13 protein-coding genes and 1 CRISPR repeat array are annotated in these 19,884 nt (G+C 46.8%); of the genes, 8 read left to right on the top strand and 5 right to left on the bottom strand.

Annotated features, from left to right (window positions below; all coding sequences use genetic code 11):
• Positions 1-174: 174 nt before the first annotated feature.
• A CRISPR array of direct repeats spans positions 175-1,602; the repeat unit is 37 nt; unit sequence GTTTCAATCCCTAATAGGGATTTATGTTGGTTTCAAC.
• A 272-nt stretch (positions 1,603-1,874) separates the two neighbouring features.
• The 3 genes from yghU to PJF56_RS01625 all read right to left on the bottom strand — a co-directional run bounded on the left by yghU (position 1,875) and on the right by PJF56_RS01625 (position 5,611).
• Positions 1,875-2,735 carry a glutathione-dependent disulfide-bond oxidoreductase gene (gene yghU, locus PJF56_RS01635; protein WP_283760888.1) on the bottom strand — a complete coding sequence of 287 codons (861 nt, stop codon included), beginning with the start codon at positions 2,733-2,735 and terminating at the stop codon, positions 1,875-1,877.
• Between the two features lie 270 nt (positions 2,736-3,005).
• A complete protein-coding gene (locus tag PJF56_RS01630) occupies positions 3,006-4,706 on the bottom strand; it encodes an HD family phosphohydrolase (RefSeq protein WP_283760887.1) in 1,701 nt (566 codons plus the stop codon).
• A gap of 200 nt (positions 4,707-4,906) precedes the next feature.
• Complete coding sequence (locus PJF56_RS01625) at positions 4,907-5,611, bottom strand: DUF4079 domain-containing protein (protein WP_430540865.1); 705 nt, start codon at positions 5,609-5,611, stop codon at positions 4,907-4,909.
• Positions 5,612-5,701: 90 nt separating this feature from the next.
• On the opposite strand from PJF56_RS01625, the gene PJF56_RS01620 reads away from it, so the two are divergent.
• A complete protein-coding gene (locus PJF56_RS01620) occupies positions 5,702-6,529 on the top strand; it encodes a hypothetical protein (RefSeq protein WP_347179411.1) in 828 nt (275 codons plus the stop codon).
• Between the two features lies 1 nt (position 6,530).
• On the opposite strand, the gene PJF56_RS01615 is transcribed toward PJF56_RS01620, so the two are convergent.
• Positions 6,531-7,436, bottom strand: a complete 906-nt coding sequence (locus tag PJF56_RS01615; RefSeq protein ID WP_283760884.1) for an ABC transporter permease — start codon at positions 7,434-7,436, stop codon at positions 6,531-6,533.
• 148 nt (positions 7,437-7,584) lie between these two features.
• On the opposite strand from PJF56_RS01615, the gene glyA reads away from it, so the two are divergent.
• The 5 genes from glyA (at position 7,585) to PJF56_RS01590 (ending at position 15,045) form a co-directional block, all read left to right on the top strand.
• On the top strand, positions 7,585-8,877 hold the full coding sequence (glyA, locus tag PJF56_RS01610) for a serine hydroxymethyltransferase (protein ID WP_283760883.1): 1,293 nt from the start codon (positions 7,585-7,587) through the stop codon (positions 8,875-8,877).
• A 419-nt stretch (positions 8,878-9,296) separates the two neighbouring features.
• Positions 9,297-10,346, top strand: coding sequence for a glycosyltransferase family 4 protein (locus PJF56_RS01605; protein ID WP_347178804.1), 1,050 nt, complete (start codon positions 9,297-9,299; stop codon positions 10,344-10,346).
• An 86-nt stretch (positions 10,347-10,432) separates the two neighbouring features.
• Positions 10,433-10,642 (top strand): hypothetical protein, encoded by a 210-nt coding sequence (locus tag PJF56_RS01600; protein ID WP_283760881.1) that lies wholly within the window; start codon positions 10,433-10,435, stop codon positions 10,640-10,642.
• 166 nt (positions 10,643-10,808) lie between these two features.
• The gene (locus tag PJF56_RS01595; RefSeq protein ID WP_283760880.1) at positions 10,809-12,629 is read left to right on the top strand and encodes an aspartate kinase; all 1,821 of its coding nucleotides are present in this window, start codon (positions 10,809-10,811) and stop codon (positions 12,627-12,629) included.
• 169 nt (positions 12,630-12,798) lie between these two features.
• Positions 12,799-15,045 (top strand): S8 family serine peptidase, encoded by a 2,247-nt coding sequence (locus tag PJF56_RS01590; RefSeq protein WP_283760879.1) that lies wholly within the window; start codon positions 12,799-12,801, stop codon positions 15,043-15,045.
• A gap of 36 nt (positions 15,046-15,081) precedes the next feature.
• On the opposite strand, the gene PJF56_RS01585 is transcribed toward PJF56_RS01590, so the two are convergent.
• Positions 15,082-17,271, bottom strand: a complete 2,190-nt coding sequence (locus PJF56_RS01585; RefSeq protein WP_283760878.1) for a pentapeptide repeat-containing protein — start codon at positions 17,269-17,271, stop codon at positions 15,082-15,084.
• A 182-nt stretch (positions 17,272-17,453) separates the two neighbouring features.
• On the opposite strand from PJF56_RS01585, the gene PJF56_RS01580 reads away from it, so the two are divergent.
• Entirely contained in the window at positions 17,454-19,517 is a 2,064-nt protein-coding gene (locus tag PJF56_RS01580) for a DNA phosphorothioation-associated putative methyltransferase (RefSeq protein ID WP_283760877.1), read from the top strand.
• A 26-nt stretch (positions 19,518-19,543) separates the two neighbouring features.
• Positions 19,544-19,738: a hypothetical protein gene (locus PJF56_RS01575; RefSeq protein WP_283760876.1), complete on the top strand. Its 195-nt coding sequence runs from the start codon at positions 19,544-19,546 to the stop codon at positions 19,736-19,738.
• Positions 19,739-19,884: the final 146 nt, after the last annotated feature.

Genomic DNA, 19,884 nt, shown 5'->3' with positions numbered 1-19,884 from the left:
CGCGGTAATGGGTAATGGGTAATGGGTAATGGGAAAACCATTTTTTACGCTAGAGTGCCCATTCTTCAGGCTTTTCATGGGACAACACTCTCAAGGAACATTTCGATTACTGTACCTCATAACATCGAAAAACGCTGTATATCTTTTTCATATTGGCTAAAATCACTCAACAAAGTTTCAATCCCTAATAGGGATTTATGTTGGTTTCAACACAGGGTGTCCAGTCTCTTTAGTCGGAACCAAATATGGAGTTTCAATCCCTAATAGGGATTTATGTTGGTTTCAACGATATGGCAAAACTAAAAATCGATCCTTCTGAGTAGTTTCAATCCCTAATAGGGATTTATGTTGGTTTCAACAATGCCCGTTGTGCCAATAGGTGGGCCATTTCTGTTTCAATCCCTAATAGGGATTTATGTTGGTTTCAACGGAGGCACGGCGGTATGACTCTGTGGTTTGATTTTGTTTCAATCCCTAATAGGGATTTATGTTGGTTTCAACAATGGCAGGGACTGCTGCATCAACATGGATGAGTCAGTTTCAATCCCTAATAGGGATTTATGTTGGTTTCAACAACGAAATTAAGAATTACTTCAGAGGGCGTATCCAGGTTTCAATCCCTAATAGGGATTTATGTTGGTTTCAACTCAACGTGGACACTATGGCCCACTTGAACACCCACAGATGTTTCAATCCCTAATAGGGATTTATGTTGGTTTCAACTGCATTCATCTGTAATTTTTGTATCCTCTGCGGATAGTTTCAATCCCTAATAGGGATTTATGTTGGTTTCAACGGCAGCGATGAACGCAACAGACCCCACCACTCAAGGTTTCAATCCCTAATAGGGATTTATGTTGGTTTCAACATATTTTCCTTGATTTCCCTTGCAGTTGGACGTTCGTTTCAATCCCTAATAGGGATTTATGTTGGTTTCAACTGTTTTTGAACCAACTGTCCAGCCCTCAAGAGATTTCCGTTTCAATCCCTAATAGGGATTTATGTTGGTTTCAACTGAATATGGCTGGTTTTGCCAATTGTGCTATGTACGTTTCAATCCCTAATAGGGATTTATGTTGGTTTCAACTCAAATCATCAAGGCAATCTTGTATGGATAAAAATCTATCGTCAGTTTCAATCCCTAATAGGGATTTATGTTGGTTTCAACTATGTATGCTCTTTCCGAAGATAAGTCCTTTCCAAGTTTCAATCCCTAATAGGGATTTATGTTGGTTTCAACGATGGGACTGTTCCTGGCTGGGTTCCGGCCGATGATGTTTCAATCCCTAATAGGGATTTATGTTGGTTTCAACCGGGGAAATTATGGGATATCTTGTCAGGGATTATCCGGTTTCAATCCCTAATAGGGATTTATGTTGGTTTCAACTTGAACTGCCTTATGTACAGCCAACTTCGTCTTCGTTTCAATCCCTAATAGGGATTTATGTTGGTTTCAACCTCACTATCGCCATGGAGAGGGGCGATTAGTTGATGGTTTCAATCCCTAATAGGGATTTATGTTGGTTTCAACTTTTAATCATGTTTTGCCAATGGGTAATATTTGCGTTTCAATCCCTAATAGGGATTTATGTTGGTTTCAACCGCTGGCTCCTGAGACCTTTGCCATATTTAGTTTTCAAGGTACATTTCCGACGCACACCCCTAATCATAGATCACTCACCGTAAAAAAGCAAGTCCAAATCGCTGAAACCCTTGCTCTGTATAGTCCGACGCTACCTTTAAAATCAAAATCGCTGTAAGCCACACTGGGCAAGCCATACAGCCATTTTCGATTGAAGGGCAATTTCCACACCCCCTCAGCGTCGGATTTTAGCCAAAAAAGATAGAGCTGTTTTTGCTGCTGGGGGGTCTTATTACTGAGCAGGACTAGGCGTTTCAAAGTCACTAGCCGAGTGTCGCTCGTGCAGTTGCTCCTCCTCTGGCCCCCATGTGCGGTTGACCCTGCGTCCCCGTTGCACGGCTGGCCGGGAGTCAATGTCCTCCGCCCACCTCATGAGATGGGTATAGGACTCTACCTCTAGAAACTCACCCGCATCATAAGCTCTGCCTAATACCAGCGACCCATACCAGGGCCAGATGGCAATATCAGCAATGGTATAAGCTTCACCACAGATGTACTGCTTATCTGCTAACTGCCGGTTGAGGACATCAAGCTGGCGCTTCGTCTCCATGGTAAACCGGTCAATGCAGTATTTAATTTTCGTGGGTGCATAACTATAAAAATGCCCAAACCCACCGCCAACATAGGGCGCTGAACCCATCTGCCAAAAGAGCCAAGAGAGGCATCCCGTGCGTGCAGCAACCTCAGTCGGTAGGAATGCGGCAAATTTTTCCGCCAGATAGAGCAGGATAGACCCAGATTCAAAGATGGGAGTTTCGGGGGTGGTGCTGCGGTCAACCAGAGCCGGAATCTTAGAGTTGGGATTAATAGCCACAAAACCACTGCCAAACTGATCCCCCTCCTGAATTTTAATCGGGTAAGCATCGTACTCGGCTTCAGAAATACCCAGGGCCAACAATTCTTCTAGCAGAATCGTCACTTTTTGACCATTGGGCGTGGCTAGGGAGTAGAGTTGCAGGGGATGATTGCCTACGGGTAATTCTTTCTCATGGGTCGGCCCGGCAATGGGCCGATTGATTTTTGACCAGGTTCCGCCGTTGTCGGTATCGGGCTGCCAGACTTGGGGAGGGGTGTAGGGTGAGGGTGTGTCCATGAATCAATTAACAATTAACAATTTTCATGTCGGCGATAGCCGAAACAATTAACAATGAGACAACAATTAACAATGAGACATTGTTGTAGGGGCGGGTTATACCCAAATAGTGTAGACTGACAACTCTTTTTGTATTCATGTCCGCGAAGCGGAAACCCGCCCTCCCTATTTTGTTGGGTTTCACTTTGTTCAACCCAACCTACATTTAGGGGACATATCTACAATTTGCGTAAGTCCTAATCATAACTGATTTTCCAGATTTTATATGCATTAGGCGGCTGATTTTTCTGGTGGCCAAGTATGGCCAAGAGCGGTAAAGACTTGACGCTGTTCAAAGAGGAGAAGGAGATCGGGGTTAATTTTACCGTTGTCGGCTTCTTCATGGAGAATTTTCATGACGATATCAATGGGAAGGCGGCGTTTATAGGGGCGATCGGCGGCCGTGAGCGCGTCATAAATATCGGCAACGGTCATCATTTGGGTTTGCATGGGGATGTCTTGTTGATGGAGTCCTTGGGGATATCCCGTACCGTCGAGTTTTTCATGGTGTCCGTAGGCGATCGCCGGAATATCTTGTAAACCCTTTGTCCAGGGAATGCGCTTGAGAAACTCGTAGGAATGGGTTACATGGGCTTCGATCGCCAACCTCTCTTGGGGGGTTAAATTCCCTCGAAGCACCAGTAACTGGGCAATTTCGTTGGCTGTGAGCAAGGGTTTTTGTTCGCCATCCACATCCCGATAGGTAAATTGGGCAATCTTTTGTAATTGCTTCTCAAAGGTCTGATAATGGGTTTTCAGTTCTTGGGTTTCAATGGCTAAGGGACGCTTGAGGTCTTCAATTAAGGCTAAGGACTCTTTTAAGTAGGCGATCGCCCGATCTAATTCCTGGTCTAACTCAGTCAAGCGATCGCAATGGGGACAATTTTCCCCTTGATTCTCCCCTTGATGCTGATGGCTAGGATGTTCCACTAAATACTTGAACTTGCTTTGATAGCACTCCATCTCTAACGTCCGTTGTGCCAGAGCAAACCGATGACGAATCACCTCTAACTGTTCCGGATAAAGCTTTTCCCGTTTGCCTAAAATCGTTTCCGGAACCAAGACTTTACCAAAATCATGCAGTAAAGAAGCATAGCGAATTTCTTTAAGTTGTCGGTCATTAAACCAGATTAAATGAAGCGGCCCGGAGTGAACATCATTGACTTCTTGCGCGAGTCTCACCGTTAACTCGGCCACCCGTTCCGAATGCCCCGAAGTCGTCGGATCGCGGGCTTCAATCACCTGCACAGAAGCTTTCACGAACCCTTCAAACAGGGTTTCAATACTTTGTTGCAGATGATTTCGTTCAATGGAAATCGCTGCTTGGGAAGCGAGCGATCGCACGATCCGTTCTTGAAACTGGCTAAAGGGTAAGGTAATCTCCAGAGCATTATCGGCCGTAATTTGCAGATCCGCCTGACGTTTGCGATTAATGAGCTGTAGGACTCCGATCGCCGTTCCCTCATGGTTTTGCATCGGTAGTACCAAAACCGAACAAGTGCGATAAGCAAAATCTTGGTCAAAGCTGCGATCGAGTTGATAGGGAACAGAGGAAGGCAACTGATACGCATCGACAATATTTAAGGTATCCCCCGTTAAAGCCACATAACCGGCTAAACTTTTCGGCGTTAAGGGAATCGCAAACTCTTGAAACAGACGAGTTGAGATCGAATCATTTTGGGCCGTCTTAAAAATCAACTCTTGGGCATCTTCTTTGCGATTGACTAAATAGACACTTCCGGCATCACTACAGGTAATTTCCCGACTTTTGGATAAAATCAGATCTAAAAGTTGTTGTAAATTCTGACTCCCCGATAGCGCTGTACCAATCGCTAGGAGTTCTTCCACTAAGTTGGCTCGTTTAGCTACTTCATCTAAATCTTTTTGTGCAAGTAAACAGTCTAATTCGGGATGCTGGTACTGTTCATCCATAATCCTAAGTCCTCATTGGATTGTATTGAACTGATGCACCCGATAAAGCACTACGTGCTGGTAGTGGGCAGAAGGGTAATGGGTAATAGGGTAAACCATTTTTTACGCTATATTCCCCATAGTTAAAGCTTACCTTGCTCACCCTGAACGCAGTGGTCACCGTATATAGCTATTTTATTCCCTCACCTTCTGCAAGAAGTCTATTTATCACCCAACTGGGGACAGGTTTTGGCGCTCCAGCTACACTGATAAACATAGGGTTTTTGCCAATCGAGGGGGAGTTCGAGTAAGTCGCGGGAACCGGTGAACCCTTGGCCGAGAAACAGCAAGACGGCGACACAGTTAAGGATAATGTGGGCCATGCGCCATTTATGGGAGCGATCGCGGTAAATATCTTGTACGATCGCTAAAGAGAAAATCATTAATAGGGCCGCAGCAATACCATAATAATAGTGAGAAATATACCATTCATAAGTCCGTCGAAACACGCCTTCTTGGGCGCTAATCACCACTAGACCCATACCTGCACCTGTAGCAAATACACCTCGCCATAATTTCGAGCCGCGTTTACTGACGCGAAACAGGAAGACTAAGGAGGCAATGGTAGCAGCAAATAACAGGGCTAATAAGATACCTTCAATCGCACTAGAGCGAGGTTTATCAATAAAGAGAACATAAGCTAGGGCAACTAAACTGATGCCAACCACCGAACCAGTCAGCCATTGGCCAATTCTGACATGATCGGGGCCAACCATGGGCGGGATTTTACTTTTCTCTCCTGCTGCGGTTTGTAGTCGTCGTTGACGGGTTTGCCAAGCGAAATGCACGACGATACCAATGAGGGGATAAACCAGGACTACAGCAAGGGTAGGATGGAGCAGAGCTAAGAGATCTTTTGTGTCCACCATAATTTTCAATGATGTGAATGGATACTCTCTAGCCTATGGGAGATCGGGCGATCGCACATTAATTTTTTCTGAGTGTTTCTTGAGTATATTATGGATATCAATAAACTTTTAAATCAACTGGCGCATCAGGAACAAGCATTACAGGATCAAGAGTTTCTCGCCCCTTGTGTGGCGGGAGGACAGGTGAAAACACAGATCGCCTCGATCGAGTATCGTTTTCAACCCCAACCGCCAGACTTTGAAGGCTGGGGCATTTTCAAACCCCTGGATACGCGGACTGCTCAATGGGTAGACGAGCCAACTTTGGCGCAAATTAGCGAGTATTTAAATCTACTTAAACCCTTAAGATTTTGGCTCAGTTATCGCCTTAAAGGACAAACTTGGTTAGCTTATCCGGTGAATGGGGATGAAGCGAAAAAACGCTATGGCATGACTAAGCCCACTCCAGTTCATTTAGTGACTGAGGGTGGAGCCTTTGAAACCCTTATCGCCCGTGGAGATGGCTCTACCTGGTGGTTTGAAAGCCTAGACCGACGCGCCGATCCGCAAATTGCCGATACCCTAAAGCATCACTTAAAACAGTTGACTGACCCGGAAAAACTCCAGTTTTCTGGCATGACTCCAGAAGCCAAAATTACTTATGAATTGGTGGCTGGACAACAGGAAGAATTTAGTGCCGAAAAACGCGATCGCCGCCGCTTAAATCAAGCGCTCCAACAGGGGGGAGGAGCGCTGAAAGATTTTGCCGATCGAGGAGACTATTGGCACGTAGAATGGACAACAGCAGATGGAGAACACCATGTTTCTGCCATTAGTAAACAGGATTTAACCGTGATGAGTTCGGGGATTTGTTTAAGTGGGCGCGATCGCGACTTTGATTTACAATCGCTAGTGGGCGTAATCGAAGAGGGGTAAATCATGATAAAGTCTTGCCCCATCGTTGTTTAAACCATTGTTTGAGAGGAGTTTGGGGTAAAATCAGGGCGATCGCCACCAATAAAGCCGTAACCAAATTTAAGTCTTGGGCCTGAAGCCCAATAAAATCAGCATTCAGGGCAACAGCGACCGCCAAACGATAGACTAAAGCCCCTAAAATCACGCCCAATGTGCCTTGAAATACGGTTTTTCCCGGAGTAAACGTTTCGCCGATAATCACGGCCGCGAGTCCCAAAACAATCGTTCCCACCCCCAAAGTTACATCAGCAAATCCATAAATCTGGGCAAACAGCGCCCCCCCAAAAGCGACCATGGCATTACTTAAAGCCATACCGATAATAATCATCATGCCCGTATTCACCCCTTGAGCGCGGGCCATGGTAGAGTTTGCCCCTGTTGCCCGCAGAGCCAAGCCCCATTGGGTCGCTAATAGGGCATCTAGGGAGACTTTCACCAAAATGATAACGATCGCCAAAATCACCGGAATCACCACTTGACGGGGCAAAGGGAGGCTATTGAAGGGACTAAAGAGGGTGAACTCCCCCAGCAGGGGCACATTGGGGCGACCCATGATTCGCAAATTGAGGGAATAGAGGGCGATCATGGTGAGAATACTAGAGAGCAAATTCAGAATCTTGAATTGTACAGTTAACCAAGCGGTACAAGCCCCTGAAAGGCCTCCAGCAGCGATCGCCACCCCCGTAGCGGCGATCGGATGCATCCCATTGACAATCAAAGTGGCTGCGACAGCTCCCCCCAGGGGAAAACTGCCATCAACCGTTAAATCGGGAAAATCCAGGATACGGAACGAGAGATAAACGCCTAGGCCGACGAGACTATAGAGTAAACCCAGTTCAATAGCTCCTAAGAGGGCAGTAACAGTCATGTTCAGGTGGTAATCTTGGAAGTCGCTCAATATAGCATATCCTGGAGATGCCAACCCAAATTAACTGACTTACTCATTACCGATTCCTCAATCCCTCCCCCTTTGGCCTTAAACTAGATCATTGTGCCTATACGAGGAAACACAACCCGTGAGTCAAACGAATCTATCCAACCTAGACTTGTTAAACCAAACTGACCCCACCGTTACCGAATTGCTACAAAAAGAACTAGGACGGCAGAGGGAACACTTAGAACTCATTGCCAGTGAAAACTTCGCTTCACCTGCGGTTATGGCAGCCCAAGGCTCAGTTTTGACCAATAAATATGCAGAAGGACTGCCCCAAAAACGCTATTACGGGGGCTGTGAATTTATTGACCAAATCGAACAACTGGCCATTGACCGGGCCAAAGAACTGTTTGGTGCGGCTAATGTAAACGTCCAACCCCATTCCGGGGCCCAAGCCAATTTTGCCGTTTTCCTAGCCCTACTAGAACCAGGCGATACCATTTTAGGTATGGATCTGTCCCATGGTGGCCATTTAACCCATGGATCGCCGGTGAATGTATCGGGTAAATGGTTTGAGGTGGCCCAATATGGTGTGAATAAGGAAACCGAACGCCTAGATTTTGACCAAATTCGGGAAATTGCCCTAGAACATAAACCCAAACTGATTATCTGTGGTTATTCTGCCTATCCAAGAACTATAGAATTTGAAAAATTTCGGGCGATCGCCGATGAAGTGGGAGCCTACTTGCTGGCCGATATTGCCCATATTGCCGGTTTAGTCGCTACCGGACACCATCCTAACCCCCTTCCCCATTGCCATGTGGTCACCACCACCACCCACAAAACCCTACGCGGCCCCAGGGGTGGGTTAATCATGACCAATGATAATAAACTGGGTAAAGCCTTCAATAAAGCCGTGTTCCCTGGAACCCAAGGCGGCCCCCTAGAGCATGTGATTGCAGCCAAAGCAGTAGCCTTTGGAGAAGCCCTACAACCAGCGTTTAAGGACTATTCCGAGCAAGTGATCAAAAATGCGGCTGCCCTAGCCAAGCAACTACAAAACCGGGGGCTGAAAATTGTTTCTGGAGGTACAGATAACCACTTAATGCTCGTGGATCTGCGCTCTGTAAGCATGACCGGTAAACAGGCCGATAAATTGGTCAGTACGGTCAATATTACGGCTAATAAAAATACCGTTCCCTTCGATCCCGAATCACCTTTTGTCACCAGTGGAATGCGCTTAGGCTCTCCTGCCATGACAACACGGGGGATGAGAGAATGGGAATTTACGGAGATTGGTAATATTATTAGCGACTTGCTGCTCAATCCAGAGGATGAAGCCGTCCGCCAAGAGTGTAAAAACCGAGTCGCCACCCTGTGCGATCGCTTCCCCCTCTATCCCCATCTAGAAATTCGCACTCCTGCCCTGGTGTGATGGGGACACGGGGACACGGGGACGCGGGGACACGGGGACACGGGGACACGGAGACGCGGGGACACGGAGACGCGGGGACACGGGGACGCGGGGACACGGGGACGCGGGGACGCGGGGACACGGGGACGCGGAGAAGATATGGAGAATTAACTCTTGCCTCTTGCCTTTTGCCTCTTGCCTTTTGCCTCTTGCCTTTTGCCTCTTGCCTATTCCCCATTCCCCATGCCCTATTCCCCATGCCCTATTCCCCATGCCCTATTCCCCATTCCCTATTCCCCATGCCCTATTCCCCATTCCCCATTACCCATTACCCATTCCTTGACATCTGTAATCAATGATGTCTGAAATGTAGTAGAACCCTAGTAGACCCCCTAATTAAAGCCTTGACTCTGCTCTCGGTCTTATCCACAGAATTTCAGATGCCCTTACAGATGTACCATCTGATTGCCTTCGCCGTATCCACGTTAGTTGTCCTTGGGAGTACCCCCATCGTCAAACATATTGGCCTGAAAAGCGGGAAAGTTGACCAACCCAGTGGACGCAAAGTTCACTCCCGACCCATGGTACGGTTGGGAGGAGTTTCGATTTTTCTGGGTACGCTCACCGCTCTATTAATTGTCTGGTGGGCGGGTGGATTTGGGATTTTGCCCCCTGATAAAGAATATGAAGTATGGGGGGTAACCATTGGCGGTTTAGCCTTTTTTGCGATCGGTTTAGCCGACGATCTCTTTAGCTTGTCTCCTTTTTCCCGCTTGTTGATGCAAGTGGTGGTTGCCCTCGGTGCATGGCAGGTGGGGGTACAAATCAACTTTTTAAGTATTCCCTTTATGGGATTGGTAACCCTACCGGATTGGATTAGTATTCCCATTACTATCTTGTGGTTGGTGGGAATGGTGAACGCGATTAATTGGATTGATGGCTTAGATGGCTTGGCAGCCGGAGTCTGTGGGATTGCGGCGGTAGTGATGCTGATTGTGAGCTTGTTTATGGATCAATCCGCAGCCGCTCTAATTGCGGCGGCTTTGGCGGGTGGAGCGCTGGGTTTTCTGCGCTATAACTTCAATCCTGCCCAGATTTTTATGGGCGATGGGGGAGCCTATTTTATGGGCTTTACTCTGGCGGGTGTGGGGGTGATTGGGTTGGTGAAAACCACCGCAGTAACAGCCGTATTGTTACCTTATCTGATCTTGGCTGTGCCTCTTTTGGATATGTCGGCTGTAATTCTCGATCGCCTGCTCAATGGGCGATCGCCTTTTATCGCCGATAAACGCCACCTCCATCACCGTCTTCTCAATGCGGGTTTATCCCATCGGTTAACGGTTCTGTTTATCTATGCCCTGACTCTCTGGGTGGGCAGTCTCGCCCTCGCTTTTTCCGGGATTCCCAGTGGCTATGGCTACGCGGCTGGTGCGACGGCTCTCTTGATTTACACTATTTGGAAAGCCAAACAACAAACAGCTAAATCCTAGTCCAGACAAAAAAATATCCCCAAACATCCGGAAAGAACCTCAAACCCCCTGCATAAGATCGGCATAAGGGTTGAGGACTTGTGCTTATGTCTGGCAAAACTTGTTTAACTGATTGTTCCCAAAACTATTGTCCTTTTGTACAAGACCCGAAAAACCCCCGCCGCTACGTTTGCCTAAAATGTGGGTTAGAGCGCTCTTTGGATCGTCGAGAGCGATCGTACCATAGCGATGGCGATCGCTCCTCAGCTCTCATTCTTGCCTTCATGACCGTTATTGTCTTGCTGATCCTCATTTGAATAAACCCAGCATTTAGGGAGCGATCGCCGATCGATCCAGTAGATTTCTGGTACATTAGTTAAGCTAACTGCCAATAGCTGGTTTTAGCTAATGGCTCCATGGGGTAAAATGCACCCTTCGTCTGATTAATATCAGGTTTGTAAGCATGGCAGGGGAACAAGACATATGGCCTTAATCGTACAAAAATATGGTGGCACTTCCGTCGGTACAGTCGATCGCATCCAAGCGGTTGCCAATCGCGTACAGCAAACGGTAAAAGCCGGTAATTCTGTGGTAGTCGTCGTCTCAGCTATGGGCAAAACCACCGATGGATTAGTCAAACTCGCCTCAGAAATTTCCGCTAACCCCTGCCGCCGAGAAATGGATATGTTACTCTCGACTGGCGAGCAGGTGTCCATCGCCCTCCTCAGTATGGCTCTCAAAGAAATATACCAACCCGCCATCTCCTTGACCGGCGCTCAAGTGGGCATCGTCACGGAGTGCAATCAGCACACCCGCGCCCGTATTCTCAACATCAATCCCCAACGAATCGAGCGCCATCTGGGGGAAGGGCAAGTGGTAATTGTGGCTGGTTTCCAAGGAATTGCTGTTTCTGAGGATAGGGATACTAAAAATCCTGATGTAGAAATTACGACCCTAGGACGGGGCGGATCGGATACCTCGGCCGTGGCTTTGGCGGCTGCCCTGAAAGCAGATCTATGCGAAATTTATACGGATGTCCCCGGTATTTTAACGGCTGACCCGCGCCTAATTCCTGAGGCCCAACTGATGAGCGAAATTACCAGCGATGAGATGCTGGAATTAGCCAGTTTAGGAGCTAAGGTCTTGCATCCGAGGGCCGTTGAAATTGCCCGAAATTACGGCATTCCCTTAGTGGTTAAATCCAGTTGGACGGACGATCCGGGTACAAAAGTAACCTCTCCCAAACCCTTCCCCCGTCCCTTGGAGGGGTTGGAGTTGGTGCATCCGGTGGATGCGGTGGAGTTTGACACAGATCAAGCTAAGGTCTCTTTATTGCGCGTCCCCGATCGCCCAGGGGTAGCGGCTCAGTTATTCGGCGAAATTGGCGACCAAAATCTAGACGTGGATCTGATTATCCAATCAATTCACGAAGGGCAAACCAATGATATCGCCTTTACCGTCACCACAGACTCCCTGAAACGGGCGGAAGCCGTGTCTAATGCCATTTTACCGGTTCTCTCCCAAGAGTCTAGCCTGAATAATGCCGAGGTGATGGTGGAGGACAATATCGCCAAAATTAGTATCGCTGGCGCGGGCATGATTGGCCGACCGGGAGTGGCAGCAGAAATGTTTACCGCCCTCTCCGAAGGGGGGGTGAATATCCAGATGATCTCGACTTCAGAAGTCAAGGTGAGTTGCGTTGTCGAAGCCACAGAGTGCGATCGCGCCGTCGCCATTCTCTGTCAAACCTTTGACGTACAAGTTCAGGCAGCCAAGGAGATCCCCGCCAGCAGCCAGCCTCCCGTCCGAGGCGTAGCCCTCGACCTGAAACAAGCCCGGTTAGCCCTGCGCCATGTGCCCGATCGCCCAGGAACCGCCGCCCAATTGTTCAAACTGTTAGCAGAGCATAACATCAGCGTGGATATGATTATTCAATCCCAACGCTGTCGGGTGATTAATGGCCTCTATACCCGCGATATCGCCTTCACCGTCGCCCAAGCCGATGCCCAAGCAGCTCGCACCCTGTTAGAGAAACTAGCCGCAGACTGGGGGTCATCACAAGTCGTCGTCGATGAGGCGATCGCCAAAGTCAGCGCCGTAGGTACAGGAATGGTTCATCATCCCGGTGTCGCCGCCATGATGTTTGCCGCCCTCTCTAAACAAGGGATTAACATTCAGATGATCGCCACCTCCGAAATTAAAGTCAGTTGTGTCGTCGATCAAGACTCTGGCGTAAAAGCCTTGCAAGCCATTCACGCCGCCTTCGACCTCGCGGGTAGTCAAACAATCACCGTTCCTGCTTAATAGGGAGTGCGGGCATCTTGCCCGCTTCTTGAATCCCATTTTCATGTCCGCTTGCGGAAACCGGACTTGATATAAAATATTGAACACTACAAAATAAATATTAAGATTTTTAGGTCGATCTAAACCGGTAAGTTAGAATCGTGTTCTCAGAATGGGAAAAAAGAACTCGATGTATCGGCACAGTTCCGCAGAGTTACCACCAAAAGTCTATGCAGAAGCCGTTCTCATTTCGGAAACGGGAGAATCTCACTTATCCTCTTCCACCCTGGTGACCAGTAAAAATCTCTCTGAGTTTGATGCTGACCCGCGTTTACTCAAAGAAACAGAAAATCGTCTGCGAAATGCAAAATTTGAAGTCTTATCCGTGGGTCGCTCCTCCATTAGTATTGCCGGGCCGCCAGAATTATACGAGCAAGAATTTAATACCCGTCTGAGAGCATTTGAGCGCCGGGTTAACAAAGAGTTTGGGGAATTCGCTGTGGGGACTTATCTGGACTCTTTGGACAATAAACCCCAAGGCGAAATAGATATATCTGAAAGTAATTGGACGAATCATCTGGCAGGCATTGCCCTAAATGAACCGATTTATTATGCCATTCGCCCCAATATTCCGGCAGAGTTTCCCCCTTTTACTGACCAATCCCGTTATCTTTATGCACCAGACAATATTGCTAAGGGGTTAAAGAGCGATCGCCTGCATCAGCTCGGAATTACCGGCCGGGGGGTAAAAGTGGTGATGGTAGACTCCGGTTGGTATCGCCATCCCTTTTTTCAAAGCAATCAATATCAAGGAAAGGTAGTCTTAGCTCCCGGTTCATCGGAACCCGAAAAAGACGATCACGGCCATGGAACAGGAGAGTCAGCCAACTTGTTTGCCATTGCGCCAGAGGTAGACTTTACCATGGTCAAAGCAGATGTGGCCCTGTATAAGCGGCCTTCACGGAATCTGAATTCTGTTGCGGCATTGCGAGCGGCGATCGCCCTAAAACCCGACATCATTTCCTGTAGTTGGGGCATCCACCAAAGCAGCCCCACCCTATCTCCTTATAACAAAATCTTAGCCAGCTTAGTTGCCGATGCTGTGAATCAAGGCATCGTCGTCATTTTCGCTGCCGGTAACGGTCATTGGGGATTTCCCGCCCAACATCCAGACGTGATTGCTGCTGGAGGGGTTTACATGCCTTTGGATGAGTCTCATCGGCACGAACTCGAAGCGAGTAGTTATAGCAGTGGCTTTATCAGTCCCGTATATCGCGATCGCACGGTTCCCGATGTTTGTGGTTTGGTGGGACATCTTCCCCACGGTCAGTATCTGATGTTGCCCATTCCACCGGGATGTCAAACGGACGATCAATATGCCCAACGGGGAGATGGCACAACTGCTAACGATGGCTGGGCGGCTTTTAGCGGCACATCCGCAGCAGCTCCCCAATTAGCTGGAATTTGTGCTTTAATTAAACAAATTGCTCCCAATTTATCTCCAGCAGAAATTAAAAAGATTTTGGAAAAAACGGCCACTGATGTGACTTTGGAATCAAAGGCCGATCCAAGATATCAGGTTGGCATTGGCCATGACATCCACACTGGATATGGTTTAGCCAACGCCTGGGAAGCCGTTCAAGCAATTAAACCAGATGTAACGGCAGATCCTCCACCCATCGCTTCCCCCGCTTCTAACCCCTCTGTGATTGACGAAGCGGTTGGACTTGAACCCTCAAGCGTTACCTTATTTTCATCTACTCCTGAACCCACTATATCGAACCCTGTTTCATCGAAGAGGAAACCTAAAATGTCTGCTAATTATCCCAAGCTCAGAGAAAAGTTAGACGAGATTCGCAATGAATTTGATGCCATCATCAAGCGCAAGATTGACGCTGGAGAAATTGAAGAAGTCCAGCTTTCGCTATCAGAGCATCATTTTAGTTCGCGATCGCCAAGAACTGATAGCATTCTAGCCTTAGTTGCTTGTGTACAAGAAATCGATCGCAGTCTGAACCATGAACCGAAAGATGACGATCTGGAAAAGGCAAAAGAGCGAGTCGTTGAAAATATATTGCTTGGGGTGAAAGCAGAACTGGACGCTGAGAATTTAAAGAATACCGGCGATAAAGAAACATTAAAAGCAGCCCTACATACTTTAGTTGAACCAGCAAAAAGGAAAAGTTCTCCAAAAATTCGGAAACAACACATTTATGCAGCTAAGAGCTTGCTGAAAGTGAAAGAATATCAAAAGCTGGCAACGCGAGTTCTCATTGCAGCAATGAATTCTGGAAATGCAAAAATTTCTGAAATGGCGACTGAAGCTTTAGGAGAATTTGAGTCTTGCTCTTGCGATCGTGAATTACTCAGTTATAATCAATCTTTCGAGTGTATAAAAGACGATAATGGCATGTGCCAACTGAAGGTAATAGTATGATTGTTGCAATTGAAATGGATGATCGAAATTGGTGCTCTATCTTGGAGTCTTACAATATGCAGGATAGTCTATCAATTGAGATACCTTGGGATCTTTGCAATCTCTGTGAGAATATTTCATCAAATTTCCAGAAAGTTTTGAGCAACAAATCTTAATACTTCCCGAACTTATCTTTTTGGTGATGTTCTCGTCATTTGCTAGATCCGATAAATCAGAATTAATAAAAATAATACCTTCAAGTTTGTTGGTATTAAAGGAAATTTGTTTGGGTGTAACATTTGAAAAAACTGCATTTTTTAAATCAGCGTTCTTAAAGTTTGCTTTATCAAGAGGCGAAGACATAAAGTGAGTATTTTGAAGATTGGCATCTTCAAATTCAGCATTTGTGAAGTTAGAGTCAGAAAAGTGAATTTCAGGAAATTTACTATCTTTCAGGTTGGTATTAGAAAAATCAACGTTCTCTAAATAAAGTCCTGGATTATTTGACAAATCAATGACACCTGATAGATTCAACTTACAAAGTTTCATGTTTGATATATTTTGGTGTTCTTGAGACCATAAAAAATATCTGAGCAGAGGACTCTTAACCCAGTCAGTAAGCCAGTGATTTGTGCAAGTATCCTGAATAAGAATGTGTTTTACTAACATGATCGCACTCCAATCAAAAGCCACTCGCAACGATCCCAATAAGAAGACTAATGCTACAAATACTAACATTATTTCCATAAAACCCGATCTTCTTTGTTTCCACTGACTCGCCTTGATAAAATCTTTAACCAACTCAGATAACTCGACTTCTGTATGGTCAAATTGCATAAACTCCTTAGCATCTCTTAACCGTCGATCTTGCAGCAGATAACCCTTATTTCTGCCTTGAGTTTCCCATTCCTTAGCCTCAGCCTCAATTTTCCGTGCGGTTCTCATTGCTTCCCGACTTTCGTCAATCCATTCCCTCAGTTGAGACCAATTCCGAATTAGGGCTTCATGGATAACTTCCACGGTTTCTTGATTGTTGGTATCGCTGGTGACCACTAAGCGATTATCGGCTAATTGCTTGACAAAATGCCAATTCGATACTCCGATTTCCGCTTGCGTCACCTGTCTGCGGGTGTCTCCGGTTCCTTCTCCGAGATTGACTAACTTCAGAAAAATCCGTTGGGCTGCTTTTGTTTCTTCTGGAGTCAACTTGCTCAAAATGCGATCGGCATGACGAGTTAAAGCGCCCTGAACTTTGCCGATGTCTTGATAAGCTAGATGGGTAATTTTCTTCCCTTTGCGTCCCTTCCACAGTTCGGTAAGGGCAAATTCTAGTAAGGGTAAATTTCCGGGTTCATCTTCCACATCATCAAGAATGGTTTCCACTAAACCCAGTTCAAAGGTTACCCCTAGTTTTTGTGCCGGTTTCTCAATGACATCACGCAGTTCCGTATGATTCATCGCCCCCAACTTCATGTCATCATTCAGCACTTGGGCAAAGGAAGCATAGGACAAGGCATTACCCAAAAAATCAGCCCGCATCGTCAGCACCAACACTAAGGGAGAATCGGCACTAGGGGTATAGATATTGTCAATTAAAATATCGAGAAATTGATGGCGAACTTTTGGGTCGGTACAAAGGGTATAGAGTTCTTCAAATTGGTCGGCAATTAAGAGGAGGCGATCGCCAGGATAATGGCGTTGAATCCTAGTAATCACATCCGATAGCAAAATCTCCCGACTGCGGAGGGACTCAGCCAATCGTCTCCCCTGCTTCAGTTGTTCGGTTTCATCCGCATCAGGCACATATAGAGGAACCAGGGCCGTAGCCAGAGCATAAAATGGATCGGGAATTTCCTGTTTATTGTCTTTGCGAATTACACCAGGGCGAAAATAAGTAAACTGCCAAGATCCTTCCGCTTCCAGTTTCGGCACTAACCCCGCAAACACCACGGAAGATTTGCCACTGCCCGACGCACCCAAAACGGGAATAAAATTGCGCGTTTGAGTGGCTTGATAGAGTTTTTTAATAGAGTCATCCCGGCCAAAAAAGTATTCTGCATCCTTGGGGCCAAAGTGAAATAATCCTCGATAGGGACAAGGAAGGGTATCGGTTTCGGTAACGTCCTCATTTGTGGTTGGGCTGGGATGGCTGTAGAAGTAATTGTAGATAACGTTGCCCGTACCAATAGACAACCCCTTAATTTCCCCATCTACCTGGGAATGATATTGAGCCATTTCATCAGCCATCTTCCTTTCCTTATCCTGGATTGCATTAATTGTAACCGATGACTAGGAGCGCATGGCTTCTCAGTCATCTGTAGTACCTCCATTCAGTTCAATGACTACTGACCCTGTGACCTCAATTCAGGAACTTCTACCGTTTTCAAATCCAGGTACACTAGGAAAAAACCTGTTCTCTCTCCCAAGCGATGGTCTCTCATGCTGACATGGTAAGCCTCTGCCAACAGAGTGCGATCGGCAAACGCCTACCTAATGCCCTTTATGTTCATTTTACGGCTCTCGATGCTCTTGATGCTCAACTGCAAGAGTACGAAACTCTCGGCCGTCAAATTGCCGGAGAAATGGAACTACCCACATTAATTAAATTTCACCTGGATCAAGCCAAGATTTCCTATCTGTATTATCCCGATTTTGACCCCGACCCCCATCCCCGGCTGCACGCCAGTTTACAGGTAGACTTTACTCAGGAAAAAGCGGTTTATCGCGACTACCGCAACAGCGAAAATCCTCCTATTTTGCACCGCAAAGAAACCTTTGTTACGCCCCACTATCCCCACTATGAGAAGTTTGCCCAGCTCACTCGACAGGAAGAAGAATGGGGACTCTTAAATAAGCGCAGTGGGTTTTCCATTGGCACATTGAAGCATTGGCAAAAGTGGTTATCGGTGCATCGGGTGAACATTGAGGATCATCGGGTGGTTGCGATGGAACACACCATCAATACGACCTATGCACCGGTGATTGAGCGCTATAAAGCGGCTATGGTACGCAAGGAGTTATCCCGGCCCATGCGGTTGGCTCTGGAGGCGGAGTTATTTACCCCAGAAACGACGTTTTTTGACTATGGTTGTGGGTATGGGGAGGATATTAAACAAGTTGCCCGCAAGGGGTATAGCAGTGGTGGATGGGACCCCTATTATCGCCCGGATACGCCGCTTTATGAGGCTGATATTGTTAATTTGGGCTATGTGATTAATGTGATTGAAGATCGGGGAGAACGCCGGGAAGCGCTGGTGAAGGCGTGGGAGTTAACCCAAAAGGTGTTGGTGGTGTCGGCGCAGGTGTTGATCAGTGAGGCAAGCGATCGCCTCATGGCCTATGCTGATGGAGTCATTACCCAGCGCAATACGTTCCAGAAATACTACGAGCAGGAAGAGCTGAAAACCTATATCGATCAGGTCTTAGAGGTCGATGCAGTGCCCGTAGATTTAGGGATTTACTTCGTATTTCGCGATCGCACCCAAGCGGAGATTTTCCGCGCCTCCCGCTTCCATTCCCGTCTCTCTACCCCTCGCATCCGTATAGAAGTCCGTCGGTTTGAAGACTACCAGGAATTACTAGCTCCCTTAATGGCATTTGTAACCGATCGCGGGCGACTCCCGAAACAAGGAGAGTTAGCCACACAAGCCCCTATATTAGAGGAATTTGGCACATTTCGCCGCGCCTTTAAACTCATCCTCCAAGTCACCGAAGAAGACGAATGGGAAAAAATAGCTACCTCGCGCCGCCAGGATTTCCTCGTCTATCTCGCTCTCTCTCATTTTGGCGATCGCCCCCAATTTCGTCACCTCTCCCCCACCATCCGTCAAGACATTCAAAGCTTATTTGGCAGTTATAAAAGCGCCTGTATTTTAGCCGATCAAATGCTCTTTAGCTTAGGCGATTTAGACTTTATTTCTCGCTGCTGTCAGAACTCCCCCATCGGTAAATTCACCCCCAAATCCTTCACCGTTCATGCCAGTTATCTCGACTCCCTCGATCCCCGTTTACGCCTATATGAAGGCTGTGCCAACCGCACCATTGGCAGACTCAAAGGAGCAACCCTAATTAAATTTCACCTCAATCTTCCTAAAATTTCCTATCTCTTTTATCCCGATTTTGACCAAACCCCTCACCCCCTCTTAAAAACCATCCTGCAAATTGACCTACGGGATTTAGCCGTCTATTATGAAAGCTATGAGGATCATCCCAATCCCCCAATCTTGCACCGCAAAGAACAATTTATCGATTGCACCTATCCCCAATTTGCCAAATTCCAGAAACTGAGTTTACAAGAAGAAAAATGGGGACTTTTCGAGGATTGGAAAGCGATCCAAACCCGTCGCGGATGGCTCAAATGTTTAGAAGAGCATGGCGTAGAAATTAGAGGCTCTCAAGTCCGGTGGCGTAAAGATCTTGATCCCTATTGCCTAAAGCTCTTAAAAGCTGCTCATGAAAAACGATTAGCCGCCTATAGAAAGAAACATTGTTAATTATTCATTTTAATTGTTAATTGCACATGGATCGAGACCGAATTTTAATCACCATTGGTTTTAGCTGTATCGGCTTATTATTGATTTTCACCCTATATGCCGAAGTCATGCATCGCTGGCGCATTCATCAAGCCGATGGGGTTTGGTGTGTGTGGATCAATCCCCAAGGAAATAAGGAAGTGAATTATGGGCGAGAAAATTGCTCAGTGCGTCCGGATTAACTCTATTTACAGCGCTTCGCGCGGTAATGGGTAATGGGTAATGGGTAATGGGAAAACCATTTTTTACGCTATGCGTGCCCATTCTTCAGGCTTTTCATGGGACAACACTCTCAAGGAACATTTCGATTACTGTACCTCATAACATC

This window comes from Roseofilum halophilum BLCC-M91 (assembly GCF_030068445.1).
Taxonomy (GTDB): domain Bacteria; phylum Cyanobacteriota; class Cyanobacteriia; order Cyanobacteriales; family Desertifilaceae; genus Roseofilum; species Roseofilum halophilum.
This window is presented reverse-complemented; position numbering and strand designations above follow the sequence as displayed.